This window comes from Paraburkholderia sp. SECH4 (genome assembly GCF_030511745.1).
Lineage (GTDB): Bacteria > Pseudomonadota > Gammaproteobacteria > Burkholderiales > Burkholderiaceae > Paraburkholderia > Paraburkholderia madseniana.
This window is the reverse complement of record NZ_JALOCP010000111.1, coordinates 1-1658: the sequence shown is the minus strand read 5'-3', so window position 1 is coordinate 1658 and position 1658 is coordinate 1. Positions and strand designations below refer to the sequence as shown.

1 protein-coding gene is annotated in these 1658 nt (G+C 61.7%); it reads left to right on the top strand.

Annotation, left to right across the window (positions count from 1 at the left end):
• Positions 1–74 precede the first annotated feature (74 nt).
• Positions 75–1627 (top strand): IS3 family transposase gene (locus M0D67_RS41945; protein WP_266243668.1). Its coding sequence is split into 2 segments (ribosomal slippage): positions 75–537 and positions 537–1627, totalling 1554 coding nucleotides; the frame shifts between segments, so codons are not numbered across the junction.
• The last annotated feature ends 31 nt before the right edge of the window (positions 1628–1658 follow it).

The window sequence follows — 1658 nt, the reverse complement described above, 5'->3', positions numbered from 1 at the left end:
CCCCCGGCGTCAGACTACTTGTCGTGTTATCTGATTCCTATAGACATGGTCCGGGGGCGGTAAAATCAGGGTGAATGAAAGCCTACTCAGCAGAAAGAAAGGAAGCGCTGGTGCGGCGCATGATGCCGCCGGAAAACGCGCTGGTGTCGGCACTGGCCAGGGAAACGGGAATTACCGAACAGACGTTGTACACGTGGCGCCGACAGGCGAAAGGACAAGGGTTGGTCGTGCCTGGCGATGGGAAGAATCCCGAAGGATGGTCTTCGGAGGACAAGTTTGCAGTAGTGCTGGAGAGCGCGCCGCTCAATGCAGCGGAGCTGGCCGAGTATTGCCGTCGAAAGGGTCTTTATCCAGAACAGATAGCCGCCTGGCGGGCCGCTTGTCGTTCGGCCAATGCGAATGCCACAGAGCAGGCACGCGAGCAGCGCCAGCAGTCGAAGGACGACAAAAAGCGCATCCAGCAGCTCGAGAAGGAATTGCAGCGCAAGGAGAAGGCGCTGGCGGAAGCGGCTGCGTTGCTGATTCTGAGAAAAAAAGCCCAGGCGATCTGGGGAGACAAAGAGGACGATTAATCAACGTCCCGGATCGCCTGTTATGTATATCGTTGATACGCGAGGCGGCGCAGTCAGGCTGCCGGCTGGAGCAGGCCTGCAACGAGCTGGGCCTGAGCCTGCGCACGTTCCAGCGCTGGGTGGGTAACGGCGACGCGGTGCTCGCCGATGGCCGCACGATGACCGGGCGGCCGCCGCCGCGAAACAAACTGAGTGAGGCCGAACGGCAGCAGATTCTGGAAGTCGCAAACTGTGCGGAGTTTGCCAGCCTGCCACCCAGCCAGATCGTGCCGAGCCTGGCGGATCGCGGCGTGTATGTCGCGTCGGAATCGAGCTTTTACCGCGTGCTGCGCAGCGCTTCGCAGCACCACCACCGGGGTCGTGCGCGCAAGCCCTCGGCCCGGGTGGTGACCAGTCATTGTGCGACGGCACCGAACCAGGTCTGGTCGTGGGACATTACGTGGCTGCCGGCGGCGGTCAAGGGCCAGTACTACTACTGGTACATGATGCTGGACGTGTTCAGCCGCAAGATTGTCGGTCACGAAGTGCATGAAGCCGAATCGGCGGAACTGGCCGCGTTGCTGATGCGGCGTGCCAGTCTGGCTGAGGGCCTGGCAGGACGTCCCCTGGTGCTGCACTCGGACAACGGCAGCCCGATGAAGGGTGCGACGATGCTCGCCACCCTGGAAAACCTGGGGGTCGTGGCCTCGTTTAGCCGGCCGCGTGTGAGTAACGACAACCCGTACGCGGAGTCGCTGTTCCGGACCTGCAAGTACCGGCCCGACTACCCACGCAAGCCGTTCGGCAACGTGGATGAGGCACGGGCCTGGACGCAGCAGTTCGTGCGCTGGTACAACCATGAGCACAAACACAGCGGCCTGAAATTCGTCACGCCGGTGCAGCGCCATAACGGGGTGGCGACCGCAGTGCTTGCGCAACGTGAGGTCGTTTATGCAGAGGCCAGGCAGCGCAATCCAAGGCGTTGGTCCCGATCGACGCGCAACTGGAAATTGAAGGATGAAGTCTGGCTCAATCCGGAGCGCATGCAGCCGGAAGAACTAAAGCAGTCCGCATGAAGTGACGCGACAAGTACGTTGACAACCGCCG